Origin of the sequence: Caballeronia terrestris (assembly GCF_001544515.1) — a bacterium.
GTDB lineage: Bacteria > Pseudomonadota > Gammaproteobacteria > Burkholderiales > Burkholderiaceae > Caballeronia > Caballeronia terrestris.
This window is the reverse complement of record NZ_FCOL02000058.1, coordinates 12348-31312: the sequence shown is the minus strand read 5'-3', so window position 1 is coordinate 31312 and position 18965 is coordinate 12348. Positions and strand designations below refer to the sequence as shown.

General features: G+C 59.5%; 18 protein-coding genes and 2 pseudogenes. 8 read left to right on the top strand and 12 right to left on the bottom strand.

Annotation, left to right across the window (positions count from 1 at the left end; translation table 11 throughout):
• Nucleotides 1-310, bottom strand: a 310-nt coding sequence (locus tag AWB67_RS28540) for a DUF7696 family protein (protein WP_235025371.1), incomplete at its 3' end; no start/stop codon positions are given.
• Between the two features lie 673 nt (nt 311-983).
• Here AWB67_RS28540 and AWB67_RS28535 point away from each other — a divergent pair.
• The 3 genes from AWB67_RS28535 to AWB67_RS28525 all read left to right on the top strand — a co-directional run bounded on the left by AWB67_RS28535 (nt 984) and on the right by AWB67_RS28525 (nt 3009).
• The gene (locus tag AWB67_RS28535) at nt 984-1583 is read left to right on the top strand and encodes a DUF1845 domain-containing protein (protein ID WP_087659552.1); all 600 of its coding nucleotides are present in this window, start codon (nt 984-986) and stop codon (nt 1581-1583) included.
• Between the two features lie 94 nt (nt 1584-1677).
• Nucleotides 1678-2544 carry a hypothetical protein gene (locus AWB67_RS28530; protein ID WP_087659551.1) on the top strand — a complete coding sequence of 289 codons (867 nt, stop codon included), beginning with the start codon at nt 1678-1680 and terminating at the stop codon, nt 2542-2544.
• Nucleotides 2545-2556: 12 nt separating this feature from the next.
• Nucleotides 2557-3009: a bactofilin family protein gene (locus tag AWB67_RS28525; protein WP_087659550.1), complete on the top strand. Its 453-nt coding sequence runs from the start codon at nt 2557-2559 to the stop codon at nt 3007-3009.
• A gap of 451 nt (nt 3010-3460) precedes the next feature.
• Here AWB67_RS28525 and AWB67_RS28520 read toward each other — a convergent pair whose 3' ends face one another.
• The 6 genes and pseudogenes from AWB67_RS28520 to AWB67_RS28495 form a co-directional block, all read right to left on the bottom strand.
• The gene (locus AWB67_RS28520) at nt 3461-5185 is read right to left on the bottom strand and encodes an ATP-dependent helicase (RefSeq protein ID WP_087659549.1); all 1725 of its coding nucleotides are present in this window, start codon (nt 5183-5185) and stop codon (nt 3461-3463) included.
• A 9-nt stretch (nt 5186-5194) separates the two neighbouring features.
• Nucleotides 5195-6031: an ATPase gene (locus AWB67_RS28515; RefSeq protein ID WP_087659548.1), complete on the bottom strand. Its 837-nt coding sequence runs from the start codon at nt 6029-6031 to the stop codon at nt 5195-5197.
• Nucleotides 6032-6441: 410 nt separating this feature from the next.
• Nucleotides 6442-7056 carry an IncC plasmid conjugative DNA transfer DtrJ family protein gene (locus tag AWB67_RS28510; RefSeq protein WP_087659547.1) on the bottom strand — a complete coding sequence of 205 codons (615 nt, stop codon included), beginning with the start codon at nt 7054-7056 and terminating at the stop codon, nt 6442-6444.
• Nucleotides 7049-7231, bottom strand: coding sequence for a hypothetical protein (locus AWB67_RS28505; protein ID WP_235025370.1), 183 nt, complete (start codon nt 7229-7231; stop codon nt 7049-7051). The genes AWB67_RS28510 and AWB67_RS28505 overlap by 8 nt, the downstream gene beginning before the upstream one ends.
• A 28-nt stretch (nt 7232-7259) precedes the next feature.
• Nucleotides 7260-7778 carry a hypothetical protein gene (locus AWB67_RS28500; protein ID WP_087659546.1) on the bottom strand — a complete coding sequence of 173 codons (519 nt, stop codon included), beginning with the start codon at nt 7776-7778 and terminating at the stop codon, nt 7260-7262.
• 9 nt (nt 7779-7787) lie between these two features.
• Nucleotides 7788-8066, bottom strand: a pseudogene (locus tag AWB67_RS28495) (TraM recognition domain-containing protein); the annotation flags it as partial.
• A gap of 82 nt (nt 8067-8148) precedes the next feature.
• On the opposite strand from AWB67_RS28495, the gene AWB67_RS28490 reads away from it, so the two are divergent.
• From AWB67_RS28490 to AWB67_RS28470, 5 genes are all read left to right on the top strand, one after another.
• Nucleotides 8149-8484, top strand: coding sequence for a hypothetical protein (locus tag AWB67_RS28490; protein WP_087659545.1), 336 nt, complete (start codon nt 8149-8151; stop codon nt 8482-8484).
• Nucleotides 8485-8660: 176 nt separating this feature from the next.
• Nucleotides 8661-9662 (top strand): tyrosine-type recombinase/integrase, encoded by a 1002-nt coding sequence (locus AWB67_RS28485; RefSeq protein WP_235008010.1) that lies wholly within the window; start codon nt 8661-8663, stop codon nt 9660-9662.
• Entirely contained in the window at nt 9659-11362 is a 1704-nt protein-coding gene (locus tag AWB67_RS28480; protein ID WP_087659543.1) for a site-specific integrase, read from the top strand. The genes AWB67_RS28485 and AWB67_RS28480 overlap by 4 nt, the downstream gene beginning before the upstream one ends.
• Nucleotides 11355-13421 carry a site-specific integrase gene (locus tag AWB67_RS28475; RefSeq protein WP_087659542.1) on the top strand — a complete coding sequence of 689 codons (2067 nt, stop codon included), beginning with the start codon at nt 11355-11357 and terminating at the stop codon, nt 13419-13421. The genes AWB67_RS28480 and AWB67_RS28475 overlap by 8 nt, the downstream gene beginning before the upstream one ends.
• Nucleotides 13411-13791, top strand: coding sequence for a hypothetical protein (locus tag AWB67_RS28470; RefSeq protein WP_087659541.1), 381 nt, complete (start codon nt 13411-13413; stop codon nt 13789-13791). Before AWB67_RS28475 ends, AWB67_RS28470 begins: the two co-directional genes overlap by 11 nt.
• A 7-nt stretch (nt 13792-13798) precedes the next feature.
• Here AWB67_RS28470 and AWB67_RS28465 read toward each other — a convergent pair whose 3' ends face one another.
• The 5 genes and pseudogenes from AWB67_RS28465 to AWB67_RS28445 all read right to left on the bottom strand — a co-directional run bounded on the left by AWB67_RS28465 (nt 13799) and on the right by AWB67_RS28445 (nt 18951).
• Complete coding sequence (locus AWB67_RS28465) at nt 13799-15496, bottom strand: site-specific integrase (protein WP_087659540.1); 1698 nt, start codon at nt 15494-15496, stop codon at nt 13799-13801.
• Between the two features lie 189 nt (nt 15497-15685).
• Nucleotides 15686-15892: pseudogene (locus tag AWB67_RS28460) on the bottom strand (transglycosylase SLT domain-containing protein); the annotation flags it as partial.
• Nucleotides 15889-17151, bottom strand: coding sequence for a TrbG/VirB9 family P-type conjugative transfer protein (locus AWB67_RS28455; RefSeq protein WP_087659539.1), 1263 nt, complete (start codon nt 17149-17151; stop codon nt 15889-15891). The pseudogene AWB67_RS28460 and the gene AWB67_RS28455, both read right to left, overlap by 4 nt.
• The gene (locus AWB67_RS28450) at nt 17148-17954 is read right to left on the bottom strand and encodes a lysozyme family protein (RefSeq protein ID WP_087659538.1); all 807 of its coding nucleotides are present in this window, start codon (nt 17952-17954) and stop codon (nt 17148-17150) included. Before AWB67_RS28450 ends, AWB67_RS28455 begins: the two co-directional genes overlap by 4 nt.
• Nucleotides 17947-18951 (bottom strand): TraB/TrbI/VirB10 family type IV secretion system protein, encoded by a 1005-nt coding sequence (locus AWB67_RS28445; protein WP_235025368.1) that lies wholly within the window; start codon nt 18949-18951, stop codon nt 17947-17949. Before AWB67_RS28445 ends, AWB67_RS28450 begins: the two co-directional genes overlap by 8 nt.
• Between the last annotated feature and the right edge of the window lie 14 nt (nt 18952-18965).

The window sequence follows — 18965 nt, the reverse complement described above, 5'->3', positions numbered from 1 at the left end:
GCGGTGCCCCTTTATTGTTGAACGTTTCACTCAACCTTGCGCCGCCATCTTTAAGCGCTTCTACACCGCCGCTAACAGTCCGTAGCGTTTCAGCCTGAGATTGCATCTCTCGGGCTGCCGCACTGCCGCGACGTTCGCTGATATGGGAGATGAAGACAGAGCGCTCGCGATCGCCGTACATCGCGACCTGAGCAACCTCGCAGCGCGCGCGCCAAACGGCAGACGTGGTGTCGGCCTCCTCGCGCTCGTTATTCATTTGATGCTTGATAGCCTCGGCGATACGCTGGTCGAGGCGGTCGGGCAACAACATAGAACAGCACCTCCGTCGAGAAAGTCCGGCCGAAGGAAACGACGGACGAAAAAAAAGCCCGCTCCGGTGAGGGAGCGAGCTTCGTGAAATCGATATAGAGACCTACGCGCCACGTCCCTTCCGGGGACGTGGCGTGCAGGGAGCGGCCGGCAAAGCCGGTGTCGCTCGGTCAGAGAACGTAAAGTCGTTCTCGCGCAGCATGGTCACGCCGCGCAACAGCCCTTTTCGGAATTTCTTCCGCCGCAGGAATCACGGATCAGCCGACTTCGATCGTTCTACCCAGATCAGGCGCTGGAGAGAGAACACCCGAAAACCCGGGTTCCAACGTTGTACCGGCGCAGATGAATGCAGCACAGGGTACAAGTATTACGGCTGAAATTGGGGAGTGTGTAGCGAGCACACTCAGCACAAGGAAGATTTCCACACCGGTAGCTATCCGGTCGGCGCATGCCAACGCACGAGGCGGGCACGACTTGCAGAAAAAAGATGGACTCCGGGCTTGGAGTCGAGGTCGATGCGTCGGTGACGCGGGGAATGGAGTTGAGTATCCGCGTTATCGACGCTCGCGTGCGCTCGAAAGATCACGAAATTCGTATAGCTTTCGCCTCCTTGACCCTTGCCTAATCAATGAGAATCTTATGTGAGAGAGATCACAGACAGACCGAGTACGAATATGGCCGTCATCGATATGGAAGCGCCCGACGAAGAACCTAAACGACCCGCACCACTCGCGAGCGACAGCGCCGCAGAGAGTGGGCTACGCCCTCTTCAAAGGCTGACCGGTGACGGCCGTCTTGCCCGCATCAATGGCGATACGCTTGCCCAAACGGAGTTGCCCTATCACTCGCGCTTCGCGCGTGAGTTCTTGCGCGGGGACTTCAACTTCGCTGCTGCCAAGATGACTGTTGCTCGTGGCGGCAAGCTCCTCGCTATCGAGTCGGAATTCCGTATTGCCGAGGCGTGGTTCAAGAAAGCGATGGTGTGGGCGGACGAACTGCCCAGGCGCCAGACAGTCGTGTACCCAGAAATGGTAACGCTGCAGATCAAACACGCGATGTCGGGTCGGCTCGTGCGCCTGCTCACGATCTATGACCAGCTTTTCTTGAAAACGATGGGCGCTCTGCTTGCTCGCTCCGTCGGTGCGGAGAGCCGACAACGCGCCTTGGACGCCGGCGAGGCCCGCATCAAGAAGATCGCCTACCTCTGCATCCCTGACAACGACTGTTTCGCGCCGGAGGGCGTTCTGCTCCCGGGCTCTAGCGACACGCACTGAACATCTGACGCATTCCACTTCTCAGCGGCGACGGCATGATCGTTGATCCGAGCAGGCGACGTTCGACTGAACACAATGGTGAGAGGCTCTACACATGGACCTGCGCGACATCCAGCGACTGCATGCACAGTTCGCACCCGACTCAATGACGATCGACCTGCCTCGTCAGATTGCAGCACTTCCGGCACCAGCGGGCGTCACGGCTGAGGCCAAGGCACCGGCGATCAAACTGCGACTACCGAAAGGCGCGCTTGTCGTTCGTCGCAGTGTTATTGCCGTGGCAATCGCCACCGTCGTAGCGATGGCGGGCATGGGAGCGGCGTCGCTGTACAAGTCATTCCACGCAACGTCCGCACGCTCGGCAAATGGACAGCCAGCTCATGAGGCGAAGCCGGATGCGGCCAGGTCCGAAAAGAAGGAATCCCGCGCGAGCGATGCAGCGTTGCGTCCGATCGATGCCGAGCCGCCCCAACCGGTCGCGATGTCGCCGAAGCTTACGGCGAAAGACTTCGGTCCTACTGCACCAATCGGCCTGACGGCTGACCAATTCAAGAGTTCGCTGGACAAGACGAGCGGTCAAGCAGTGAGCGCCGTGGCGCCCGCCGCCAAGCCCGCCGCTCCTCTTTCCAACGATGAGCAACGTGCGGCTGCCTCACCTATTCGCCAATTGCGTCGCGAAAATGAGGCGCCCGCTCAAGCTCCGATCAAACCCACGACGACTGCCGTCTCCACGGTCCCCGCACCGACGGTTTCCGTGGTGCCGGCGCAGTCGGTGGCACAAGCCACGGCGCAGGACCGCGCATCGCCAACGAACGCCGCAGAGCCCATCAGGTCGCATCGCCACCGCCAATCCTCGCGCTCGCGCGAAGAGCAGGTAAGCGACGGCGACGCAGCGTCGGCGGCAAGCAAAAAGCCGGCATCTGCAAGCCGTGCCGGGGCTAACGAAGTGCAAATGTTTTAAGGAATCGACACCATGAAAACGGAACTCAACATCACGCTCATCGCGCGCGGCTGCGCTATCACCGGCGACATGGTCGTGGATCACGGCATTTCGTGCTTCGGCTTGCTCGACGGCGGCATCATCTCGACGCAGGGTCTTCTGCATATCGGAGAGGGCGGCCTCGTCAAAGGGGCGGCACAAGGCGAGCATGTTCGCATCGACGGACGCGTCGATGGCGACGTAGATGCGCGCGGGTCGCTCGAGATCAACGGGCAAGTGTCCGGGGACATTTTCTACTGCGGCACGATCCGTCTTGGCCCGCGTGCTTCTCTCAACGGAACACTCAAGCGCGTCGCGAGAATGCTGACGATCGAGGCAGGGCCCGAACAAGAGCAGTCACCTATCGCGGATTCGCGGGCTATCGAGGCGGCGAGCGAGCAACGCACTGACTCAAACGTGACAGAGATTTCCCGGGCAATCGCGTGAGCGGCTATATGCGCCTAGCTATTTGCCGATAACGGGTGAGTTACACCTGCGGACCGACCGTGAAACCGATTGAACCCATCTTAGATTACCTCACCTTGACGTGGTCAGCGGCCGCGCAAGAGGCCGCGTTTGAGGGGCATTGCTTCTGCATGCTCGATACGGGACGACTCGTGAATAGCCACGCCATGCCGGCCGATACGCCGCATTGGAACCGTCCCGCTCACCAATCCGTCGCAACCTACAAACTGGCTTTGCAGCCGAAACGTTGAACACGCAACGTGGACACTGCCTCCTCCGCTGCCGAGCCGAAACGGATCTGCAGCCCGCCCCGAGCGGGCTTTTTCTTTGATTCAGCAACAGCCATCGCAACGCGCGGACACTGATGCTGAAGCACCACAATCAGCACGGCACCGGCGAACTCGCTAGTCCAGTCAGCGCCGGGAGATGGGTATCAAGCAGCCGCAGGTACCTGCTGAAGTTGCGCCTCAACCACGAAGCGTGATTCGAAGTTTTTCGAGGTGCCGGAGATCATCAACGATTCACGAGCGCGCGTCATGGCCACATAGAACAGCCGCCGCTCTTCTGGCTCCGTCGACTTCGGGTCCGGGACGATCGTCTCTTCACTTCGCGCGATCCAGACGTGATCCCATTCCAGCCCTTTCGAGCTGTGCATCGTCGTCAGGATAAGCGCGCCCGGCGTCGGCTCATTGTTGTTCTGGCGCAGGAACAGCAGACGCTCGGCGAAACTACCTGTCAAGCGTGAGAGAACGTCGTTCGTCGCCTGAATCGCACGGATTGCGGAATCCTTTTTAGCGTATTTCAGCATCCACTCGGCGACGCCAGAGAGCGTCAGCGAATAGAACTTTCGATCGCACAAGCTTTGCCATTCGGCGAGCCGCTTCATGAACTCGCGATAGTTCGTCGCCACGTCCTCCGGCAGCCCAAGCTCCACCAACTCGGCCCGACCCTTCTGCGCCAGTTCCGCACCCATATCCGCGTGGAGTACGCGTAGCTGCTGGGCGGTCAACCCCAGGTGCGCGAGGACTGCATCGAGGCCCGTATCCTTGATTCGCTCGACGATTTCGAGCAGATTGCACATCAACGCGCCCTCCGGGCGGGTGAGCACCGATGCGCCCGATGCGCGGTAATACTTGATGCCATGCGAGCGGCAGACGGACTCAAGTGGATCGAGGATGCGGTTGGTGCGCGCGAGGATGGCGCACGACTGGCCTTTCGCGAGCAGCGGTCCAAGCATCTCAACCGCCGCGGTCGCTTCTTCGTATTCGTCCGGATGGCGGGACGTTCGCACGCTACCGCCTAGTCCCTTCTCAGCCCGCAGGACCTTGGTGATCCGGTCGACGTTGTTGCGGATTACTCGGTCAGCCGCGCCCAGGATCTCTGCGCGGCAGCGGTAGTTGCTGCCTAGGACAACGGGCTTCGCGGCGAACGACTGGATGAACGACTCCATGCCGCGATAGCCCAGCGCCTCGCGGAACGCGTAGATGCTTTGATCGTCGTCGCCTACGACCGTCACGATCGACCCCGCCTGCGCATGCAGTTCAATCCAGCGGTACTGCAACGGGTCAGTGTCCTGAAACTCGTCAACGAGCAGATAGGTGAACGCGTATGGGGAGATGGTGCCCTGCTCCATCCCCTCGACGGCGAGGCGCAGCATGTCCTGGAAATCGATCTTGCCGTTACGCGCAAGCGCGTCCTGATAGGCGTGATACAGCTCGCCGTCGGCAGTGTTCGGATCGCACCGGCCGAAATTGGTTTTGATCTTCTCGATCGTTGGAATGATGTCCTCTGCCTTCCCGTCGCGGCCGAGTTCCTGCATCACGCGAATGAGCAGGCCGAGCCGGTCGCCGTCGGAGGCGATATCGAGCGCACGCGCGCCGGGGCGCTTAAGTTGCTTGAAGGCTAGCGAATGGAAGGTGCCCGCGATCAGGCGCTTCTTCACGGACTCGCCTGCAGCGGCCAGAATGCGTTCCCGCAATTCGAGTGCGGCATCCTTCGAGAAAGTGACCGCGCCGACCGTCGCGGCACTGTCCTGTAGCAGCAGGGCTGCCTTGGTGGCGATCGTTTTCGTCTTGCCCGCGCCCGGACAGGCGATCGCCACGCAATGCTGGCGCAACTGGGCGACTTCCCGTTGCTGGGGATTGAGTTCGTCCAGCATCGCGCCTCCTTAGTTGCCGCGGACCGTCGTCATCAGCTTCAGGTGCGTCATGTACCCGCGAATGCCAAGTGGGTTGAAGCGTTTGAGAAAGTTGACGGCCTCGTCGTCGACGTCGGACTGATCGCGAATACCGTTCCAGACCATGAAGTCGAAGTGATCCATGGCCCGGTCGAACTTCATGATCGCGCTGAGCACGCGCATCGAAAAGCGCGAGTAAGCCTCGACCTCGATATCCATCGCAGGCATCGGGATCGTAGGCTCGAACACAAACTCTTTGTTCGCCCGAAGCTCCGCTTCCTTCTGCTGACGGAACCCTTCGGCCACGCGCAGTTGCTCGTCGACGTAGGTCTCGATGCCCGCGAGCAGCTTTTCGAGCGCGCTGTTGACCACTTCCTTGTCGTTCTCGCCGAAGGTCGAGCGGCCGAAACGCTGCATGTTGATGCTCATGCGGTTGATGTACGGCCACCATTGTTCGAACAGCGGCTTCAGGCGGGTATGGTTCAGACGCACGCGGGCGGTCACGACTGCTGCGCCGGAAAGCTGGCGGTCCAGCAACTGACGGCCGATCTCACGGCGGCGCTTGATGATGGCAATACGCTCAGCAGCAGGCAGGTCGCGGAAGAGCTTCCGCGTCTTGGCGACTTCCGCCCGTTTCATGTCGGCGTCGTCGGTGGAGATGACGCCTTCCTTCTGAAGGCGGTCCGCATCGGCCTCCATCTGCGTCAACTCGCGCTCGAGCTCTCCGTCGTCCGCACCGTCGGTCGTGAGCGGTGCCTCGACAGTACCCTGTTCAAGTGCGCTCAGCTCGACCTTTTCTTCACTGCCGGGTTCGACCACAGTGCTCACTACGCCTCTCCTATCTGGACGCATCGGTCCGGTTCGTCGTTGGGATTCAGGCGCGCGCACGCGCTGCCTATCCTTCCATTGTTACGGCCTGATGCTTCCAGCAACGCCTGAAACAATGGCTAATTCGAGCGCCTTTCGGGACAAGGCAGGACCAGACGACACAAACGCACCCGTGTGCTGCGCCGGTGACGGCTGCCGACGGTCGTAATGAGGATTTCGGACATCACGCGCAGAATCGGCGTGCAGGAAGGCAGCGCATACTGCGCAGTGATGCGGGGAGGTGGCTTGCTACGCGAAACGCCGGCATCAAGAGCCGGTCGCGGACACCGTAGGAATTATCATGATAATTGTCGATCCGGGAAAAGAGGTACGAAAACGTATCTCTTTCCCGTCCACGCGCCCGTTATTTACTATCTGAACGACTGAAACGATTCCGCCGCCTTCCATAAGAGCGCGCCGAGCAGCGCTGCGACGGCGACCCAGTAGCCTGCCAACACAGGGATAGGCACGACCAGCACGCCGAAGAGCGTTCCGGTGACGATGAGCAATCCGTGCCCTGCAAGGTGGAATGAAAGGGGACTCACGAATCCAGCGGCCGAGGCTTTAATTTTACGGCGGGCGGTCCCGTCAACGAACATCCCGAGCGCGAACAGCAAAGTCCCGACGATCCACATCTTCATCACCATCGCGCGGAACATCATCCGGTAGACGAGCAACCAGAAGTTCTCCGTCCACGTGTGAGCAAAGCTCGAAAAACCGCCGTCGTTCAGGCCACCAACGTTGCCCGACGCGTTGAGCGTGCGATGCAGCAGCCCATTGTCGACAAACGCGCGCCTGAACGCCGCATTAGCTTGGCGCACGGCATTGTCCGCCCTTTCCTGCCCAACCGAGCCGACCAACGAGCGCGACTCAGCTTCCGGCAGCTCGAACAGGCTGCGCTGTGGGATAGCGGGCATGACGGCAATGGCGAGCACCGGGACCACCAAAAACCAGATCTTGATGTGCGATCCGAACCGGCTAGCCATGCAGCACCTTTACAAGCGCAAGCACGGGTACCGCCGCGATGGCAATGAGCCCGCCCCAGAAGAGCGTGGCGCGCGTTTCAGCAATCGTCGCCAGCGCGTAACAGCGCGCGCCCGCTCCGCAGGTGAATTCGTCGGGCAGCTCGGCGTGGACTTCACCATCGAATGCCTCGGCCAAGTCACATGCGCGCTTGGCCGCCTGGTAATCAACTCCCGACAGCTTCGCTATTATCGTAACGGTGAGCGACATCGTATTCCTCGAAGTAACGGCGAAAGGTCTCGCCATGCAGCACGCGTGCGGCAAGTTGAAACGCTGCGGTGCGCTCGGTGATCTCGTCTGGGCAACGCTCCTCGACCATCTCCAACTGACACTCGGAATGGCGCGCCTCGAAGGCCGGGATCGCCTCGACCATCGGGCACCACACTGCGATTTTGTCGCCAAAGCGAGCCACATAGCGGCGTGCATACAAAGTCTTGGCCGGTTCGAACAGACCTTGCATGAAGGCGATATGCGGATCGCCGTTGCGTTTGGCGCGCTTGTAGCCGTCAAGCGCAGATTCGATCATCTGAGCGGCCAGAGGCCCCTCGTCTCCCATAAACCGCTCACCGACGAAATCGGCCACTCGCGAACATGCAAGCTCCAGGTCAGGCGCGACGTTGAAAACCTGCAGAAGCCTGTGCGAAAGCTTGTGGTCGCGAACGATGTTTTTATATGCAGCGGACATAGTGTGTAGTTAGCCTTCGATGATGGGGATTCGACCTTGATACACGGCACCTCCTGAGATGCGCATGAAGTACTGCAAATTTGGCAAGCTGTGAAGCAGCTTCACAGGAATCAGCGGCACTTTTTCCAGTTGGATAGAGCGCGACTGTGAGCCACTGAATTCCAGCGCGTGGGCCTCGGTCGTTGTGTTGGTGCTATTCGAGATGTTGACCACTCGAATCGCCGTCTCACCGACTTTGTCCGAGAACCACTTCGCGGTATCGCTATCTTCCAATCTTAAGCAAACCTGAACTGTTATCTAGTAACAGTTACACAAAAGGTGTGTCTATCGCCTATATTCGATCCAGCAGTGTCGTTCAGGAGTGCTCTTCATGGGGCCGTGGACTGGCGATGAAATCGAAGCAGCGAGAGCAGTACCCTTTCATGTGCTGCTCCGTTTCCTTGGCGCGTATTGCAAGCTGGATCGCGAATATAGACCGACCAATTCAGGCGACAGCATTCGTGTGCAGGTGAACTATGGCGGTCGCGATTTTAGGTTTGTCTTTACGAATGAAAAGTGGGTCAACGAACTCATGCCGCCGGCAAAGCGTGGGAGAGGCGGCGCAGGAGCGATCGACTTGGCAGCGCATGTCACGGGGCTCGACTTCGTCAGATCTGTGAAGATTTGCATTGATGCGCGTGACAGCGCGAGTGGGATGCGCGGATGAGACTGTTCTATACGACGCACGATTTTGTCTACAGAGGACGGCCGTACGCCGGCATACCCTTTCTTTGCTCAGAAGATCTCGAACGGGTCCGGCCCGCATCCGACTATCTTCTGTGGGTCGCGCTCGAAAACGGCAGGACACGAAGTCCGGCGACGTGGAGAAGCTACGCCGAGGCAATGTACGACTACTTCTCGTGGCTTGAGGCCAACGGCCTTGACTGGGATGCGTTGCCAATCGATTCCGCCGAGTTTGGAGAAATCTCGAATCTCGCGCTCTATCGCAACTGGTCGCTCGACGTCCTCGATGCGAACTCAGGCCGACACTCCATGCAGCCCAGCACCGTGCGCAAACGGGTGTCCCAGATCATGCGCTTTTACGAGTGGGCCGCGACGCACAAATGTATTGCTCATGTCCCTTGGGACGCTCATCTATCGCGCGCTGGAGACGAATCACATCGCGATGCGATCAAGGCGTCGACCCTTCCCAGAGTACCTCGACAGCCCATTCGGTTTCTCACGACTCAGCAGTGCCGCGCGCTTCTCGAGAGCTGTAACAGCAGGACTGTCCAGTTGATGACGAAGCTGATGCTTCAGACCGGCTTGCGCAGCGAAGAATGTAGAACGTTTCCGACGAAATACCTCTTTGATCCGGCGCCCGAGCGGCGATCTCGCAAAATCCATATTGATCTGTCGCCGTCGGACATGAAACTTAAGGGAGGCAGACCTCGCCGGATCTACGCATCCGGACAGCTCATCAAGGATCTGTTCGACTTCGTGAACTTCGGCGAAGGAGCGGTGCGGGCCAAGCTTTATCGAATGACGCGTGGTTCGGCCTCTCCCTATGTGTTTCTGAACCGACATGGAGCGCCCTGGAGCGAAAAAGGCCTGTGTCTCGCCTATCGAAAGTTGTGGACGCCGGCCGCGCCTGTGCGAGCTGTACTCGACTTCAGGGTGACGCCGCACATGTTGCGCCACACCTTCGCTACCTACGAGCTTTATGGAGAGAGTCAAAACCGCAATCTTGGGTATGCGCTCGCTTGGGTCCGTGACCGACTTGGGCATGCGTCGATCTCCACAACCACGGTCTATGTTCACTGCCTCGATATGCTCGGCGAAAGACATTTGAACCGATATGAGCAAGAAATCGACGCGCTGCTTGTTGCAGGAGATACGCGATGAAACGGAAGAATCATCAGCTCGACCGGGCTCCCCTGCGGCACACGGTTTCTGATGGGGAAGACGGTGATCGATGGATCGTTAAAGCAAAGACGGACTTGGACTTCAATCGCTGGCGATGCCGAGCGGGCACGCAGATCGACGCTGGTCGCGATGAGCTCATTCTGTCGATGGCAAAAGGGTTGCGACGTCTCCAACCAATTCTTGCAGATTTGAGTATCAGGGCAATTTATTGGGGCGGAGTATCGGAATGGTTCGATTTCCTCGACTCAGCCACGGGCTCCCATCATCCAGTGCATTGCATAGCCGATATCGATCGTCACGCGTTGGAGACGTTCATTCGCTGGCTACAGAGGCGACCCGCCAGGACTAAGAGTGGGCGACTGTCGCCAGCAACCGCGCGGTCGCTTTACGTGGGCCTGAAAACGGTGCTCATGCAGTGTGTGGCGACAGGCGAGCTTCGAAGAGACTGCTTCGCGCGACAGCCGTTTCCAAACGCTGGACGAGCCTACAAGTCGCCCCCGCCCTATACGAAAGAAGAAATGCAGGCCCTGCTGGGGGCACTGGCAAGCGACCTGCGAGCGATCCGCACCGGCTCCTTCGTCGGCACTCACGCGGATCGAATGCTGGTGTACTTCCTTCTTGTTGCAGCCAGAACAGGCCGGAATCCAACTTCGCTCTGCGAGATGACGCGCGACGCCGTGCGGCCCCATCCGCTCAAACCAGAGACCCATTCGCTGCTGACCACCTATAAACGTCGCGGCAACAGCATCTCAACACTCTCGGTTCGCAAACCCAACATGGTTGAAGAGATCAGTGTGCTTGCTGCAGATACCAGCACCCTCGTGAGTGACGTGCTGGACATGACTCAAGATCTGGTCATCCTCGCTCCGCCCGAGCTTCGCAACTGCCTGTGGTTGTATCGCCGCACCCACCAATGGGTCAGATTAGGCCCAGTGAATGCGTTCTCGAAGAAAATTCTTTATACATCCATCGGTCGTTTCATCAAACGACATCATCTGCTGGGCGACGACGCACGCGCGCAGTCTGACGGCCAAGTCCCGCTCGCGTTATCTGTCATGCGGCTACGAAAGACGTTTGCATCGCGGGTATGGAATCTAACAGGTGGCGACATTGCCATGACCGCGAACCTGCTCGGGAACCGTCCTCATGTTACGGATACCCACTACCTGGCAGTGACACCCGAGATGGTTCGTAACCACCATTTCCTCGGCAAATGTCTGGAAGTCGAGTTACGCGGGACCACAAAGGATGCGTCGACGGTAGCGCGACTGTCCAAAGAGATGCACGTCTCTGTTGACGAAGTCGAACGTATGCTAGCAGGAGAGAACAATACAGGTGTGGGTCGATGCTCTTCACCGCTCGAAGGCCGATATGCACCCAAAGACGGTCACACTGCGTGTTCGGCCTTTTTACACTGCTTCCGATGTCCTAACCAGGTCGTCATGGAAAGTGACCTATACCGCATGTACAGCTTCTACTGGCTGCTGGTGAAGGAAAGAAACTTGATCGGCAGGAATCAGTGGCAGAAGGTCTACGGATGGGTGATCAAGGAGATCGACCGGGTCATTGCGCCACACTTCTCCGCTTCAGTCATGAAGCAGGCGAAGGAAAAGGCGTACGCCGATCCTCATCCAATGTGGCGTGATCGATCGATGCTACTTGGGCACAACCATGGCTAAACCGACCCATCATCTTGTTGACCTGACTTCAACCAGTGATGAAGACCTGACTCAGACCGTCATCAGCCGGCAGGGAAGCACGATCGTATCCCGCTACGGCGACGAAATCTGGAACCTCGCACCCTATATTGCGCCAAGGAATACGACGGAAGTCCGAATAGTGTTCTCTTACAGGTTCAGGACGGGTGATCGGCTTACGGATTCTTCCAACGCGCGGTTGCTGGCATCGGCGAAACGCTTTCTGTACACACGATGGCGTGTAGCGAGTGGAAAACGTGGCAGGCCCGCCTCGGCAACTACGCTCGTCGCAAACTGGACTCAGATCAGGAAACTAATTGCGTGGATGATAGAGGAACAATTGGCGGACTTCAGCCAGCTGACGCCAGATCACTGTGCCCGCTTTGCCTCAAGCCTCGTTGGGACGCTGCAGCCCTCGACGATTGCCGGTATTCTCAGCACGATCACCAACTATTACGAACTGGGCGATCACCTTGTTGATCGGATACCGGAATATCCCTGGAACGTTGAAAGTGGCGGTACCACGCGTCTTGCCAGACATGCGCATCAATCAAGACTACAAGGCTGGAGCCAGGCGAAAACTGAGGTCATTCCTCAGCGGCTGATGAGCAGGCTTGTCCGTACCGCGCTCGACTACGTTGAAAATCGCGCGAATTCACTGCTGGCGTTGCGAGATCAGTTGGCAGTGCACGCAACGCGCAGGTTGGCCCAAGTCAAAGTGGCGCATCGAAAAAGCCACCCGAAAGGCTTCTCAAGTATTTACGCCACTGAAGCCGAATATCTTCAAGTCAAGGCGAACCACCAAAGTTCGAAAGAAGAGCGACAACTGCTTGCCGAGCATGGGTACCCAAGTCGGCCGGCGGCCTCAATTGAGCTATTTCATCTAAGAACTGCTTGCTACATCGTATGCGCTGCATTCTCGGGTATGCGAGACTCGGAGCTGGCGTCGCTCGAAGTGGGATGCTTCATTGCAAGAAAGGGATTCGACGGTGAGACGCTCCACTGGCTCCGAGGAACAACGTACAAGCTCGAGCACGAACCGAGGCCGGCCGAGTGGATGGTGCCGGAGGTCGTTGGAAAGGCGGTGGCTGTCGCCACTCGGCTCGGCGAGCCCGTGCGCGCGCAAGGCGAGAAAAGGATCAAGGCCCTAGAGCGCGCAGCAAAGACACGAAACCTCGATGAGCACGTCCGCGCGAAAATTCAACTCAAGCTTGAACGGGCTCGCCGTAATCGCAATGCGTTAATGCCGATCTACCACCCATCGTATGGAAGCGTGTCGCTACTAGGAAACGAGACCGCACGAAAGAGCCTGAAGGCGTTCGCCAAGATGGCAAACATGATTGTCGAGCAGCAGGACATGGACGGCGTGGTCAATCGAGACCGAATTCGACCTGGGGAGCCCTGGCCGCTCAGGACGCACGAGTTCAGGCGAACCTTTGCAGTCTATGTTGCCCGGCACGTGCTCGGCGACATTCGTTATCTGCGCGAGCACTTCAAGCATTGGTCACTCGACATGACCCTCTACTACGCCCGACATGACAGCGGCGCAGATCGCGCCCTGATTAACGACATCTTGACCGAGCGTGATGAGTTGCAAAGCCTGATCATCCAGAGTTGGATGCATCCGCATAGCAACCTGTCGGGCGTGGGCGGCCACCGTATCGCGGCCTTCCGCAACCGAGGCGAAGTAAAGACCGTTCGCGACATGCGCGACTTCTGCCGCAAGCTGGGGGAAAGTGTGTTCATCCGTGGAACCGGTCACTCATGGTGCATGGCAAGCGGCAACGGTTGCGGGGGTCAAGGTCTGTACGATGCGGTGCGATGTACCTCGTGCGGTGAAGGCGTGATTGATTCGACTCACATTCAGTTCTGGAAAGGGATCCGGCAGCAGCAGATTGACGTGCTGCAATGCCCTGACCTTGGAAGGCCGTCACGTGAACGCAGTGTCGATCATCTCCGTAAAGCTGAACGTGTGCTTGCAGACCTCGGTGCCGAAGTGCCGCCCTTCAAACTTCCTAAAAAGGTACGTCGTGCGAGCTGAGCGCAAGAGCCCGACGCGTCGCCGCCTGGAACTCGCACTTCGCCGGTTGCAACTTGGCAGGATGCAGTCCGGCACCAGTGAACGCATTAGCATCGCTGCCGTTGCGCGAGAGGCCGGGTTAAGCAATGCGACGATACACAACCGATATCCCGACATCGCTGAACGCGTGCGCGCACTTCATGTCAAGACGAGTAGACACCAGACAAAGTCGCTTCCCGACAGTACCGACGTGCTTCAACGCAAGCTCAAAGAAGCGCGCCAAGCGATCGAGCAGCTGAAAAGTGATCTGGTGAAATCGCAGTCGATCAACCTTCGCTTGGCCAAAGAAAACGAACAACTGACCGCTCGTCTGAAAAAAGCATCTCAGTGACTCAGGCTCAACCCTCGGCGGCGAACGCGATGCTCACTTGCTGCATGCGCAGCCGTTCATCGCCATGCACATATCGCGAGGTCGTCGCGATCGACGCATGCCGAAGGTTATCGCGAACGCTGCGCAGCTCCACGCCACGGGCGAGCGCGCGGGTCGCATGGGTGTGTCGAATCCAGTGTGGGCTGGCTTGCTCGAGTTTGTGAGCGACAACGGAATCCGTCGGTCGGATTTGTTCGGCAACGAGACGAAAGAATCGCTTTAGCACGGTGCGAAGTCGCGTCCCGGAAATGCTCACCGAATGATCCTGGCCGAATGCGGGCACAAGCGGGAGGGTCCGACTGCAATGGCGCGGGTCGGCCTGCAGCCCTCGCTGATGAAGATAGGTTTGAAGAGCCTGCATAGCAAGGGGGGGCAAAGCGACCCGTGCGCTGCGGCGCCCCTTCCCCACCACGCGAAGCCAGTTATCTGCGGCGTCGCCGAAGATGACGTCGCCGATCCGCGCGTGAATCAACTCGTTCGCACGCAGGCCGGTTGCCAGTTGAAAGTCGAGTATGAAGCGCAGCCGCTGAGCTGCCTCGAGCGACCAGCCATGTTGCGTCGACAGGTCATTGGCCACATGCCGGGCGAATTGCCATTCCTCGTCATGAAGCGATCGCACACATATGGAAGCGGTTGCGCGCGTGGAGCCTGCGCTCACGCCGGCGAACGGATTGGCAACCACGTATTGTTGCTCGACCAGCCACCGGAACAGGGCTGAGAGCACGGACAATGCATAGGCAACAGATGAGGAACTTAAACGTCCGAAGAACGGGCACCACTCATCAGATAGACGAGTTTGCCGCGAACCGATCCATTGATCTCGTGGCTCAGGGGAGCGCAGGAACGCTCGGTAGGCAATGGCGTCGCTGGTGTTCAATGATGAAAGCGCTCGCTTGCGCTCAACATTAGCCCACAGTAAGAGCCGTTCGGCTTCCTTGCGATACGTCCGCGACGTTGTGGCGGGTTCGTGCAAGGACAGCCACGCTTCGATCGCCTCGCGGTCCGTCGTGACACTGAGCAGGCACCTGGCCCTGGGCGCCCGATACCGGCCTCTCGAACCATCTCGACTCCGCGCGGCCATGACATCACGCCAAACAACGCGCCGAGTCGGTTGCGATCGTTCCACCAGCTGTCGCGCTGATTCGGTCAATGACGGGTAACGCGAAAAGAACGCTTCGATACGGTGTGCTGACGCGGGGCCAATCCCCACCATCTCGCTCCACCAGTGATGGCGGCGAGGTACGCGCAATGTCAGCTCGGCGAACGTCGTGACACCCATTTGTTTCAACGGCAGGCTCGCTCGCGGTGCTAACCATAGACCGAGATCGTCGCTGATCTGCGGCTCGCGGTCCTGCAACTCACGCAACGCCTCGATCGCCCGGTGAACGGGCATACCCCGTCCTGCGTGGTCCGCGTTCCCATCCCGGAAAACCGCGGCAAGATCGTCTCGTCCGTTTGCTTGAGCGATATCGATCAAGCGGCGTCTGATCCGGCCCAGCATGCCGCGAGACGATTGCGCTTGGATTCGCCTGTGCGACAAATAGCGTTCGACGGCCGCGCGTGCCGAAAGGCCCTCACACCACGCGCGCAGTGCTGCGAGGGATGCGTGGTCGGGAAACCCGACATACGTTTGCCCGTGTTGACCGATGCGATGGGACTGCTTCACGTTCGCCTCCCGACGCGTGCAGCGGTTCCACAGACTATGCCATGGTTGCTATCCTTGCCTACCCCGCATCACCAACGGTGCCGTTCCGATAACCGCTCTTATTGAAATAGCCGTTCGCCATGCGAAAACTCCTGCTCTGTGAACCGTGCTTAAGGCTCAGATCGTCATGTAACAGCTCCAAAGGTTACGGTTCACCTGCATTAAGCCAATGTCCTCGCTCCCGTCGCTATTGCGATTGGTCACGTAGGCGCGCATTCTGGACTCTTGTTGCGCGATCGCGCGCACGACCTGCACGCTGACGCGGTGGTATCGGGCCGCGTCGTCGAGACAATCGGCGTGCGCGCATGCCGATGAGGCAAGCACGAGCAGCATCGAGAATTCAAGCAGCCGGGTCATGACGCTGGCCGATCGAAGAACCGCACGTCGTGCTTGCGCAGGACATTGACGACATTGCCGTCGGCATTGACGATGAACTGGTTGGCGGTACCGTTGAACTTGTAGTAGCGGCCCTTCTGCTCGCCCGAGCCCATGTGCGCCACGTCGGCGACCGTCACCTTGCCGACGGTGTCGGCGAACTTGAAAAACGTCGAGCCGTTTTCATCAAACACGCTTTGCAGAGCGGCCTTGTTCGCGGTGTCGAACTCATAGACGGTTCCGGCGACACGGGCGACTTCGACCTTGTCCGTGCCGTTGGAGATCGTGAAACGCTCCGTGCGGTTAAACGTCACGACCCCGGTCGCGTCATCCCACTTCGGGCGCAGCGATTTGCCGTCTTGCCCGGTCACCTTCAACTCCGCGGCAGGCTTGGCGGAAAACTTGTTTTGAATGTGGCTGTCGTCACCATCGCGGATCGCCACCGCGCCAAGCTTCGCGGCAAGGACGGACCCTGATGCGGCGGATGCGTCTGTGTCGGCTTTCTTCGCGATATCTGCGATCGGGTCCGCGCCCGGAGTTACGCTCGACGACGCGGCGGCAGGACTTGCCGCGACCTGCGACACCGGCGCGACATAATTGACGGCCACTGACTGCGGAGCCGAGCGGCGCAGCGTGACGTGATTAGCGTTGAAGTCGACGTCTGCATACAAGTCGGAAGCGGCCACGAGCCGATCGAGCGACTGCATCCAGTTCTCGCCGTCGCGCGTGCCGAAGCTCGTCGAGGTCGTCAGATCGATGTCTTTTTGTGCCGACCCGGTCCAGCCCTGCGGCACCAGCGCTTTGACCAGTTGCGCGAGCGGCAGCGTGGCGTTCAAAGGCCGAGTACTTTCGAGGCTGCTGCGCGGTCCGATCAGCGCGAGGCGGCCCGAGAATCCAGAAAAACCGGTAGGCGTGTCGCTGCGGGCCTTGTCGCCAATGAAGCGATTGGCCTTCTTCCAGTAAGCGGTGGCGCTTGAGCCGCCCGCTGAATAACGGATCACCTCGGGCGTGCCCGCCACAACGATGTACGGTCCTTGGCTGTGACCGCCGTCCACGCGCAGCGACTGACCAGCACGCGGCTGGAAATAGGTGTCGCTGCCATCGTTGAAAACGAGTGCCGGTCGCTCAAGGACATTGCCCGCGATCTCATAGTCAAAGTCGAGCGGGTCGGTGCCAGCGGCCGCCGCGTTGAGCGTGACCGCGGCAAGCGCCAGAGTAAGAAGAGAGAGCGTGTGCTTCATAGACCGCGTTCGATTTGAGAGAGGTGCTTCACGAAGCGCGCGAGGTACTCGCGGCCGGGTGCGGGGTTAGCGCTGTGGTAGTACGCGACGGCCTTCACGGCGGAATGCGTGAGGCGGTAGTTCTCGTTGAGGATGTCTTCAGCGACGCGGATATTTGTCGCCGGCGCAAGCGCGTCCCATGCGCTCGCGAATCGCTTGGAGTGATATTTCCAGCTGATTTGGAGAAGGCCTATATCAAAGTCGGGGCGATCGTTGCTGATGAGGTAACGAATAGCACGATAGGCATCTTCGCGAGTGCGGAAGAAGAACCCGCGACCAGCTACGTTGAGCGTCCACGGCCACGGCCGGCCGTTATAGGCCGACTCGTTCAGCGCGATACCGGCGAGAATTTTGGGATCGACCGACGTATGCATCGCGTCGAACGGCGCTTGCGCTGATGCGCATGCCCAGCCACCGCGCCGCTCGGTCATGCTGGCCTGCGCGTCATCGGTCAACACAGCGGGATGGAGCCACCCCGCGCGCACGAACAACGTTGAGATGCTGACCGGCGCTCCGTCAACGGAGATAGCGGCAGATCCATCGGCAGCCAGTTCCACCGTTTGACCTTCGAAGCGGCTCGCCCACGCCAGAAACGGTTTCAGCCCACATGCGTAGACCGGCTCGCCGGGCAACTCGACGATGGCGCGCTTTACACCGTCATCAACGACGATGCGCGTGGGGCTGATGACCGAGTCAATGACTGCCGCGTGTGCGCCGAACGCCAAAGCAGACAGGCAGGCAGCCGCTGCTAACCCGTTAGTCATGGTACGGCTCCATGACGATGTCCTGCGTCACCTGCACCAGGAACTTCTGGCCCGGTTCAACGGTGATCGTCGGCGAGATATTCTGGTTGCGCTGGAGGACGGTCTGAGCGGTCGCGGCCGCGACCTGCCCTGCCGTGCTGCCATACGTCGTCACGCCGTTAGGGGTTGCCGTGGTCGCGGTCTGCGAGCCGCTGTCGAACGCCCGGAGCAGAATCGCCGTTATGAAGCCCGCGCCGAAGATTTTCAGGAAGTGGTTGTTCACATCGCCCGAGAACCCGGCGTAGCCGTTCTGGTCGGCACCCTGCATGCCGTTGAGCGGCACGCTCTTGCCGTTGGGCAGGCGCAGACTCGTCGATGCCACCAGCAGGCGCTCTTGGCCGACCTTGATGTCCGCGCTGTACATGCCATTAATGAACGCGCCCTTCGGGATCATCAAGCAGTCACCGCGCAGGCTGTCATAGACGTCCTCATCCACCATCAACGACACACGGCCCGGTTTGTCCGAGTTCAGACCCTCCACCGTCTTGACGTGAATGACGTGAGGCGGCGTCAACGTGCAACCCGTCGACCGGCCATTGAAAGTCGTGCGTTCGATGCCGCCTTGCGAAGCTGCATCCCTCAGGAAAGTCCGGTCGCGATCTTCGGGCGCTTGTCCCTGCTTGGCCAGGGCGAGCGCCATCGCATCGGGCGTATTAGCTCCCGCAGCGTTCCGAGCAGCTCGCACCTCGTCCAACGAAGGAACGCCAGCGGGCAGTGCGCTCGTCGCTTGATTGGCGGAACGCGACGCACCGGCCTGCTTGAAAATCGAGGACGTATAGATCGCGTCTTGTGCCGCTTGCCGGGAAAGCTCGCGCGTGTCCGTGCCTGAGCCTTTGACCTCTTCCTGGAAGTCGGTGCCGGTCAGCATCGGCTTGACGGTGGGCTTCGGCGCCGCTGCTTCGGATGCGGCAAGCGCGGCAGCCTCCGACGCCGCTGCGTCGCGCTGCTGCCGGATCATCTGGTCGATGTCGT

Bases quoted from the DNA above. Each gene is read 5' to 3' on its own strand.
- AWB67_RS28445 (WP_235025368.1), bottom strand. From the start codon at position 18,951: ATGATCCGGCAGCAGCGCGACGCAGCGGCGTCGGAGGCTGCCGCGCTT.
- AWB67_RS28490 (WP_087659545.1), top strand. From the start codon at position 8,149: ATGGGGCCGTGGACTGGCGATGAAATCGAAGCAGCGAGAGCAGTACCC.
- AWB67_RS28530 (WP_087659551.1), top strand. From the start codon at position 1,678: ATGGACCTGCGCGACATCCAGCGACTGCATGCACAGTTCGCACCCGAC.
- AWB67_RS28525 (WP_087659550.1), top strand. From the start codon at position 2,557: ATGAAAACGGAACTCAACATCACGCTCATCGCGCGCGGCTGCGCTATC.
- AWB67_RS28480 (WP_087659543.1), top strand. From the start codon at position 9,659: ATGAAACGGAAGAATCATCAGCTCGACCGGGCTCCCCTGCGGCACACG.
- AWB67_RS28520 (WP_087659549.1), bottom strand. From the start codon at position 5,185: ATGCTGGACGAACTCAATCCCCAGCAACGGGAAGTCGCCCAGTTGCGC.
- AWB67_RS28475 (WP_087659542.1), top strand. From the start codon at position 11,355: ATGGCTAAACCGACCCATCATCTTGTTGACCTGACTTCAACCAGTGAT.
- AWB67_RS28485 (WP_235008010.1), top strand. From the start codon at position 8,661: ATGTACGACTACTTCTCGTGGCTTGAGGCCAACGGCCTTGACTGGGAT.
- AWB67_RS28450 (WP_087659538.1), bottom strand. From the start codon at position 17,954: ATGACTAACGGGTTAGCAGCGGCTGCCTGCCTGTCTGCTTTGGCGTTC.
- AWB67_RS28535 (WP_087659552.1), top strand. From the start codon at position 984: ATGGCCGTCATCGATATGGAAGCGCCCGACGAAGAACCTAAACGACCC.
- AWB67_RS28500 (WP_087659546.1), bottom strand. From the start codon at position 7,778: ATGTCCGCTGCATATAAAAACATCGTTCGCGACCACAAGCTTTCGCAC.
- AWB67_RS28455 (WP_087659539.1), bottom strand. From the start codon at position 17,151: ATGAAGCACACGCTCTCTCTTCTTACTCTGGCGCTTGCCGCGGTCACG.
- AWB67_RS28510 (WP_087659547.1), bottom strand. From the start codon at position 7,056: ATGGCTAGCCGGTTCGGATCGCACATCAAGATCTGGTTTTTGGTGGTC.